Here is an 8,471-nt window from a genome sequence, read left to right as displayed (position 1 = left end):
AATGATAAAATAGAGTAAAAAGAAAAACTCCAAATAACAAAAACATCATATTTATTAACTAGAACCGATAAAGCAATACATCAGGTTTGGTTTTTCATAGTGAATCTCGTAAAAAAAAGATGTTTTGTAAATGCGTAAAATTACTATGGCTTCCACCTCAAAAACCCTTTAAATACTTGATGTAGATAGATAAATTATTAGAGGATATTTAAAAAATTAGAAAAATACATGCAATTTTTAAAATTAAATAACATTTCATAGTTTTATTCAACGTTTTTTGAGTAGTAAAATAAGATAACTAATTCTACTAGCGCTCTATTTTTTTAAAAAAACTAGAGTTTGATTGAAAAAATCCGTTGGATTTTCTGCATGCAACCAATGGCCCGCATTGATTATTTCTTGCATTTCTGAATTTATAAAATGTGTTTTTATTAAGGGAATATCTTCAGAAGTAATATATTTTGATTTGGATCCAAATAAAAATAAAACACTCCCTTTAAATTCTGTATTTAAAGGCAAGGGTCGACCTACCTCCTGATTATTAGCAGTCAATACTTTTAAATTAAATCTAAAATCGAGTTCCTCTTTATTTTTTCTGTAAACATTTTTAAGTAAAAACTGACGAACTCCCATTTCTGGTATTAGTTCAGATAATTTTGAATCTACTAATTTTCTTGTATTTTGAATATTAAAATCAACAGAGTTAAGCGCTGTTAAAATATCATGATGATGAGGAGGGTATTGTCGTGGCGAGATATCTGCTATTACTAATTTACTTAACAAATCAGCATATTTAACAGCAAATAACATCGCTGTTTTTCCTCCCATTGAATGCCCCAATATATGCGGTTTTTGAATCGAATGGTATTGAATATAGTTTAATAAATCATTGGCTAATAATTCGTAATTAAATAAATCTGAATGAAAGCTTCTACCATGATTTCTTTGATCAATTAAGTGGACCTCAAAACCTTCGTTTGCAAATTTATTTGCATGAGACTTCCAATTATCACCCATACCAAAATATCCATGTAAAATCAACAAAGGAACTCCTTTACCAACTATTTTTGAATGTAAAATACCCATCTCTTTTTAACGAAGTTATTTGAGTTTATGCAAATACATATTTACCACATTTTCTAATCCCAGATAAATACTTTCAGAAATTAAAGCGTGACCTATTGACACCTCTGCTAAATTTGGAATATTTTGTTTGAAGAATTCTATATTTTCCAAATTTAAGTCATGACCCGCATTAATGCCCAAGCCTAAATCATTTGCTAAATTAGCAGCCTTCGAATATTTATCTACGACTTGGTAGTTTCCTTTCGCATATTCCGTAGCATAATCCTCTGTGTACAATTCAATTCGATCAGCTCCTGTAGTTGATGCTGCCTCTATAAGGTTCAAATTTGTATCTATGAAAATAGAAGTTCTTATACCGACTTCCTTAAACTCAGATATAATATCCTTTAAATAAGATTGATGCTTCACAGTATCCCATCCTGCGTTTGAAGTTAAAACATCATCTCCATCTGGAACTAACGTAACTTGGGTTGGCTTAACTTGATTAACTAAATCTTTAAACTTAGTAATTGGATTTCCTTCTATATTGTATTCTGTAGTGACAAGAGGCTTTAAGTCGATTGCATCTGCATATCGAATGTGCCTTTCATCTGGTCGTGGATGAATCGTGATGCCATCCGCTCCAAATTCTTGAATATCTTTAGCAACTTGTAATAAATTTGGAACGTTCCCTCCCCTTGAGTTACGTAACGTTGCTATTTTATTTATATTTACACTTAACTTTGTCATTGTAAAAAATACTTAATAATATTTAGTAAGATTTTGTTGAAGGCAAAGGTAAATCATTAAATCATTTTAACCTATATCCGTAATGATGAATATTAACGATTTTATACTAAACGAAATTCAAGAACTACACCTTGATAACACTATAGCGGATGCTCTTGAATTATGTAGGGAGTTGCCCATAACTCACATTCCAATAGTGAAAAATGGAAAATTAGTAGGCTGTTTACCTAGTAGTGATATTCAAACAATTGAAAATAAAAACGACGGGTTAAAAAACTACGACTATTTACTTGATCATTTTTATACTAGTGAAAAAGCAAGCTTATTAGATTTAATTTCTTTATTTGCCGACAATGATTGTAATTTAATTCCTGTCTTGGATAAGGAGTTAGGGTATATTGGATATTATGAATTAGGAGACATTTTAAATGCTTTTGTCGACAGTCCTTTCCTTCATCTAGATAGTGAAACATTGGTAGTAGAAAAAAATAATACAGACTATTCAATGAGTGAAATTTCTCAAATAGTTGAAAGTAATAAGGGGAAACTTTTAGGAATGTATATCTCCTTTGAACATCAAGAAACAGTTCAGATTACCTTAAAAATATCAACAGATATTATCAATGATATTATACAAACTTTTAGACGTTATGGTTACACGGTTATTACCCAACATGAAGATGATTCTTATTTAGAAGAACTCAAGGATAGAGCTAGATACTTAAGGAAATACCTTGACATGTAACTAAAAATTAAAATTTTAAAATTAGAACTAATATTTTGAAAAAAGTAGCTATTTACGGTCAATCTTATACTATATCTGCCGAAAAGGAAATCAAATTATTACTAACTATATTGAACCAACATAATATCGTTGTATTTTTTGAAAAGGATTTTTACGACCTACTTACAAAAGAACATACACTTGATAAAAAATATCCAACATACACCCATTTTAATGACTTATCAGATTCTTTTGATCTTTTTTTTACTATTGGTGGAGACGGGACAATTTTAAGGGCTATAACCTACATCAGAAATTTAAACATTCCGATATTAGGAATAAACACGGGGCGTCTTGGCTTTTTAGCAACTGTTCAAAAAAATCAAATTGATCAAGCGATCAAATTAATATTAAATGAAGAATATACAATTCATGAAAGAACCCTCTTAGAAATTCAAACCAACCCAAAAAATGAGGAGTTCACTGAGCTGAATTTCGCATTAAATGAAATAACTGTCGCCAGAAAGAACACCACTTCTATGATTGGAATTAAAACATTTTTGAATGGAGAATATTTAACAAATTATTGGGCTGATGGGCTTATTATAGCTACCCCAACAGGCTCTACAGGCTATTCACTTAGCTGTCAAGGCCCCGTAGTACTGCCTAATTCAAAAAGTATCATCATAACTCCAATTGCTCCACACAATTTAAATGCCAGACCAATGTTAATTTCAGATGAAACCTCCATTGAACTTGAAGTTAGTGCACGAGAAAAAGATTTTTTATTAACACTAGACTCAAGAATTACCACTGTAAATCAAGACACAAAAATACTCATAAAAAGAGCTCCGTTCACGATCAAAAGTGTGATTTTAAAAAACCAATCATATTTAAAAACACTAAGAAGTAAGTTACTTTGGGGAGAAGATACTAGAAATAAAGCACTTTAAGAAAAGTTCCTACAATAAATTAGCAAAAAAAAAGTTAATCAGAAAAGACAATTTATTAACTTTTTAAAGCAAATTCATTTTACTATATTTGCACGCCAATTTTATAATGAAAAAACGAGTTTTATTCATATTATCAGTAATAATTTCAACTATAACCCTTGCACAGAGCCATGAAGTGGGTATTTTGCTTGGCGGTTCTAACTTTATTGGAGATGTTGGAAGGACGAACTATATTTACCCAAATAAGCTTTCTGGTGGTATTATGTACAAATTTAACATAAACCCAAGAATAGCCCTTAGAGGGAACTATACCTATATTTCTCTTCAAGGAAATGACAGTAATTCAGATAATTCTTTCCGAAAACTACAAAACAGAAGCTTTTCAAATAATATTCATGAATTCGCAGCAGGGGCTGAATTTAACTTTTATGATTATAATATAAGTGACTATAGAACAACTTACACTCCTTATATTTTTGCTCAGTTAGCTGCATTTAATCATGGTACTGCCTCAAAAAGAGCTCTTGATGATGAAATATATTTTCAAAATAAGTTTTCTTTTGCAATTCCTTTTGGAATAGGAATTAAAGGTTTATTATTTGACTCCCTTGCAATTGCTTTCGAAATAGGAGCTAGATATACTTTTACAGATGAGATAGATTATAGCACGCCGAAAATTAACAATCTAGATTTTGGAGGAAATGGAAATGATTTATATACCTTTACGGGAATATCAATTGTTTATACCTTTGGAAGACCACAATGTTATAGTGGGTTAACTAATTAACATATATGAAAGAAAAATTACGAAGTATTAATTTACATAAAGTCCCTAATCATATCGCTGTTATAATGGATGGAAACGGTAGATGGGCAAAAGGTAAAGGAATGCAACGTATTTTTGGTCATCGTAACGCCCTTACTGCAATAAGAGAAACCGCTGACACCGCATCAGAATTAGGAGTTAAGTATCTAACAATGTATGCTTTTTCTACAGAAAATTGGAGTAGGCCAAAACTTGAGGTGGATGCGTTAATGAGTCTATTGATTACTACTTTGAAAAAAGAATTACCCGAATTTATGAAAAAAAATGTAAGGGTAAACGCTATAGGAAACACAAAAATTTTACCGAAAACTGCTCAAAAAGTCCTGAATAATGTAATTCAAGAGACTAAAAACAATCATAAAATTACACTTACCTTTGCCCTTAGCTACGGAGCTAGAGAAGAAATTGTTAATGCTATTAAAAACATATCTAAAAAAGTTGTTAATAATGAATTAGAAATAGAAAAAATTAACGATAAAATTATAAATAATCATTTATATACATTTAATTTGCCTGACGTTGATTTGATGATACGTACAAGTGGGGAACATAGAATAAGTAATTTTTTATTATGGCAAATGGCTTATGCAGAAATTTATTTTACGGATGTATTATGGCCTGATTTTAGAAAAGAAAATCTTTATAATGCCATATTAGATTATCAAAATAGGGAGAGACGATTTGGAAAAACAAGTGAACAGATTAAAACCAATGAATAGAAATTCATTTTTATTTGCACTCATAATTACTGCTTTTACGGTAATAAAAGTAAAGGCTCAAGAGACCAAAAACAATATTAAAAACACCTCCAATATTGTTAATTATGAAAAAGGGAAACAATATATTTTAGGGGGTATTACAGTGACTGGTTTACAAAAATTCAATGAACAAACTGTAAGAGTATATAGTGGATTAATAACTGGTCAACCAATCAGACTTCCTGGTGATAAGCTTACAAGTGCAATAAAAAAACTATACGAAAGTAAGCAATTCAGTGAAGTAGATGTTTACTTATCAAAACGAGACGGGGAAACAGTTTATTTACAATTTGATGTTCAAGAACTACCTCAACTGGCAAAAATTAAAATTAGTGGTGTTAGTAAATCCAAAGCTAAAGATTTGGAAAAAGAAACTGAGCTCAGAAAAGGAGTTATGGTTACAGATAATTTAATTGTAACGACAAGAAATTACATAAAGAAAAAATACACTGATAAAGGTTTTTTAAAAACAAAAGTCTCTGTTGACACAAAGAAAGATACTTCTGATGTGAATACAGTAAGTATGAGTATTTTTATAGATAAAGGTGATCGTATAAAAATAAAAGAAATAAATTTTTCTGGCAACAAAGCTTTATCAAGTAGATCGTTGAGAGGTGCCATGAAAAACACCAAGCGTAAATTTTTAGGACGCTTCTGGAAATCATCAAAATATATCGTAGATGACTATAAAGAGGACCTAGAAAATATACTTGAAAAATATAGTGAAAGAGGTTATAGAGATGCACGAATTTTGTCAGACAAGGTTAGCTGGAACAATGATAATACTATAAACTTAGACATAGAACTTGAAGAGGGACGTCAATATAGGTTTGCAGATATCGTTTTTGTCGGTAATAAAAGTTACTCTGACGAACAATTAAAAAATCGTTTAAAAATAGAAAAGGGAGATATTTACAATGGTAAAATACTAAAGGAAAGAATTTCAGGAGATGGAACTCCTACTTCTCAGGATATACAGACATTATATCACAATAGTGGTTTTTTATTTTCTCAAGTTAATGCAGTAGAAACAAAAGTGAAAAATGATTCAATTACTGTTGAAGTAAGAATAAGAGAAGATGAGCAAGCAACGATTAAAAAAGTAACAGTTTCTGGTAATGATAAAACAAATGACCATGTTATTTTCAGAGAACTTCGTGTAAAACCTGGTGATCTTTTCAGTAGACAAAATATTATTCGTTCAATTCGTGAAATTGGGCAATTAGGTTTCTTTGACACAAATGTTACTCCCGATGTAAAACCTAATTACCAGGATAAAACTGCTGATATTGATTTTTCTGTTGTTGAAAAAGGTGGTAGTCAAATTGAACTTCAAGGAGGTTATGGAGGAGGCTCTTTTATTGGGACATTAGGTTTGTCTTTTAATAATTTCTCAATAAGAAACATATTCAACAAAGAAGCATATAAGCCATTACCTATGGGAGATGGACAGAGTTTATCGCTTCGTTTACAAGCTAGTAGAACATTCAACACTTACAGCTTTTCATTTACAGAGCCTTGGCTAGGAGGTAAAACTCCTCAATCACTATCTTTTTCGATATATACATCAAACCAGTATAGGTTTAACTTTAGAACAAATACTGTAGATAGAGACCAGAGTCTAAGCATCTTAGGAGCTCAAGTAGGACTCTCTAAACGATTGAAATGGCCTGATGATTTTTTCAGTCTGTCTCAATCAATTAGCTACCAGCGAATAGCTCTTAATAATTATAACTATCCTGTTGGCTCTTCCAGAACTGATTTTATTAATCAAGGAGATCTCAATAACTTAGCTTATACAATAGCTTTTTCAAGAAATTCTGCTGGGCCTAGCTTAATTTTTCCAACCTACGGTTCTGAATTTACGATTCGTGCAAAAGCAACGCTTCCTTATTCACTAATAACTGGTAAAGACTATTCGAAACCAGATGATGCTTATTCTGGATCACCCGAAGAACAAGCCTATTTTGCAGACAAATATAAATGGCTTGAATACTACAAACTATCTGCAAAAGGTAAATGGTATAGTCAGCTAGCTAATAAGTTGGTTTTAATGTCAAACTTTGAATTAGGGTACTTAGGAACTTATAACAATGAACTCGGAATAACTCCAGTAGAGCGCTATTTTGTTGGTGGAGATGGTATTGCTCAAGGACAATTAGATGGAAGAGAAGTTATTGGTCTTAGAGGTTACGAAAATAATAGGATCTCATCTATTGATGGAGGCTCTATATACAATAAATTTCAATTAGAATTACGTTATTCTATAACAGATAAACCATCGGCTTCTATTTATACATTAGGATTTTTAGAGGCAGGTAATTCATATGACAATTTTAAAGAATATAACCCGTTTAATTTAAAACGTTCAGCAGGTCTTGGTGTTCGTATTTTTATGCCTGCTTTTGGTTTGTTAGGTATCGATTTTGGTTATGGATTTGATCCGTTACCAGGATTTGAAGATACTATTGACCCAACTCAAAATTCAGGTTGGCAAACACATTTTATAATTGGAAGACAGTTCTAAAATCAGTCATTTATAGTTTTTCTGATTTTTGGCACGATTTTTTCAAAATACATTATATCAAAATGAAAAAAAACATTTTTATAACAGTTCTTTTATTTATTGTAACTGTAGCTTTTTCCCAAAAAAGTCAGCGCTTAGCTTATATTGACATGGACTACATTCTAGATAATATTCCTGAATATATTGAAGCTCAAAATGCACTTAATGCTAAAGTTGAAAAATGGAAAAATAAATTAGATAAAGAAGCTCGCAAAATAGAAGTTTTAAAAACCGACTTGTCTAATGAAAAGGCTATACTTACAAAAGAGCTTATTGAAGAGCGTGAAGAAGACATTCAAGTAAAGCAAGAAGCGTTAAGACGTCTTGAATCTTTATACTTTGGCCCAAGAGGTGATATGTTTAACCTTAGAAAGCAACTTATACAACCTGTTCAAGATCAAGTTTATAATGCTGTTCAAGACATCGCCTCAAAAAAGAAGTATGATTTTGTTTTTGATAAATCTTCGGATTTAGTCATGCTATATTCTAATAAAAAACACGATATTAGCGACCTGATTGTTAAATTAATAAGAATTGATCAAAAACAACAAAACAAAAAAGAAAAAATAGAGGCTAAAAAAGAACTTTTAGCTAACAAAAATATAAGCGAAAAGCAAAAGCAACGAGAAGCACTCAAGCAAAAGAAAATAAAGGAAAGAGAAGAAAGAATAAAGAAAATTGAAGAACAAAGAAAGGCTCGTTTAAAAGCTCAGGCAGATAAAAGAAAACTATTAATGGAGAAAAAAGAGGCTTTAAGAAAAGCTAAGGAAAAAGAAAAAGCCGAAGAAAAGAAAAATCAAGAAGAAAACAAATAAATCAAGAATAAAGA

8 protein-coding genes are annotated in these 8,471 nt (G+C 30.8%); 6 read left to right on the top strand and 2 right to left on the bottom strand.

Features of this window, described 5'->3' with window-relative positions:
• Positions 1 to 315: 315 nt before the first annotated feature.
• Both ACSIGE_RS12020 and ACSIGE_RS12015 read right to left on the bottom strand, forming a co-directional pair.
• Positions 316 to 1,086 carry an alpha/beta fold hydrolase gene (locus tag ACSIGE_RS12020; protein ID WP_440880113.1) on the bottom strand — a complete coding sequence of 257 codons (771 nt, stop codon included), beginning with the start codon at positions 1,084 to 1,086 and terminating at the stop codon, positions 316 to 318.
• A gap of 15 nt (positions 1,087 to 1,101) precedes the next feature.
• Entirely contained in the window at positions 1,102 to 1,815 is a 714-nt protein-coding gene (locus ACSIGE_RS12015) for a pyridoxine 5'-phosphate synthase (RefSeq protein ID WP_440880112.1), read from the bottom strand.
• An 82-nt stretch (positions 1,816 to 1,897) separates the two neighbouring features.
• Between ACSIGE_RS12015 and ACSIGE_RS12010 the strand changes: the two genes are divergently transcribed.
• The 6 genes from ACSIGE_RS12010 (at position 1,898) to ACSIGE_RS11985 (ending at position 8,457) form a co-directional block, all read left to right on the top strand.
• Positions 1,898 to 2,560 (top strand): CBS domain-containing protein, encoded by a 663-nt coding sequence (locus ACSIGE_RS12010; RefSeq protein ID WP_440880111.1) that lies wholly within the window; start codon positions 1,898 to 1,900, stop codon positions 2,558 to 2,560.
• 35 nt (positions 2,561 to 2,595) lie between these two features.
• The gene (locus ACSIGE_RS12005; protein WP_440880110.1) at positions 2,596 to 3,492 is read left to right on the top strand and encodes an NAD kinase; all 897 of its coding nucleotides are present in this window, start codon (positions 2,596 to 2,598) and stop codon (positions 3,490 to 3,492) included.
• A 106-nt stretch (positions 3,493 to 3,598) separates the two neighbouring features.
• Positions 3,599 to 4,279 carry a DUF6089 family protein gene (locus ACSIGE_RS12000; protein ID WP_440880109.1) on the top strand — a complete coding sequence of 227 codons (681 nt, stop codon included), beginning with the start codon at positions 3,599 to 3,601 and terminating at the stop codon, positions 4,277 to 4,279.
• Positions 4,280 to 4,284: 5 nt separating this feature from the next.
• Positions 4,285 to 5,037 carry an isoprenyl transferase gene (locus tag ACSIGE_RS11995; RefSeq protein ID WP_440880108.1) on the top strand — a complete coding sequence of 251 codons (753 nt, stop codon included), beginning with the start codon at positions 4,285 to 4,287 and terminating at the stop codon, positions 5,035 to 5,037.
• Positions 5,030 to 7,603, top strand: coding sequence for an outer membrane protein assembly factor BamA (gene bamA, locus ACSIGE_RS11990; protein ID WP_440880107.1), 2,574 nt, complete (start codon positions 5,030 to 5,032; stop codon positions 7,601 to 7,603). Before ACSIGE_RS11995 ends, bamA begins: the two co-directional genes overlap by 8 nt.
• 62 nt (positions 7,604 to 7,665) lie before the next feature.
• Complete coding sequence (locus ACSIGE_RS11985; protein WP_440880106.1) at positions 7,666 to 8,457, top strand: OmpH family outer membrane protein; 792 nt, start codon at positions 7,666 to 7,668, stop codon at positions 8,455 to 8,457.
• The last annotated feature ends 14 nt before the right edge of the window (positions 8,458 to 8,471 follow it).

The organism is Tenacibaculum profundi, from assembly GCF_052050075.1.
Taxonomy (GTDB): Bacteria; Bacteroidota; Bacteroidia; order Flavobacteriales; family Flavobacteriaceae; genus Polaribacter.
The sequence above is the reverse complement of the archived record's forward strand: the minus strand, read 5'-3'. Positions and strand labels throughout refer to the sequence as shown.

Coding starts and splice junctions, on each gene's coding strand:
- ACSIGE_RS12000 (WP_440880109.1), top strand. CDS start 3,599: ATGAAAAAACGAGTTTTATTCATATTATCAGTAATAATTTCAACTATA.
- ACSIGE_RS12020 (WP_440880113.1), bottom strand. CDS start 1,086: ATGGGTATTTTACATTCAAAAATAGTTGGTAAAGGAGTTCCTTTGTTG.
- ACSIGE_RS12010 (WP_440880111.1), top strand. CDS start 1,898: ATGATGAATATTAACGATTTTATACTAAACGAAATTCAAGAACTACAC.
- ACSIGE_RS11985 (WP_440880106.1), top strand. CDS start 7,666: ATGAAAAAAAACATTTTTATAACAGTTCTTTTATTTATTGTAACTGTA.
- ACSIGE_RS11995 (WP_440880108.1), top strand. CDS start 4,285: ATGAAAGAAAAATTACGAAGTATTAATTTACATAAAGTCCCTAATCAT.
- ACSIGE_RS12015 (WP_440880112.1), bottom strand. CDS start 1,815: ATGACAAAGTTAAGTGTAAATATAAATAAAATAGCAACGTTACGTAAC.
- bamA (WP_440880107.1), top strand. CDS start 5,030: ATGAATAGAAATTCATTTTTATTTGCACTCATAATTACTGCTTTTACG.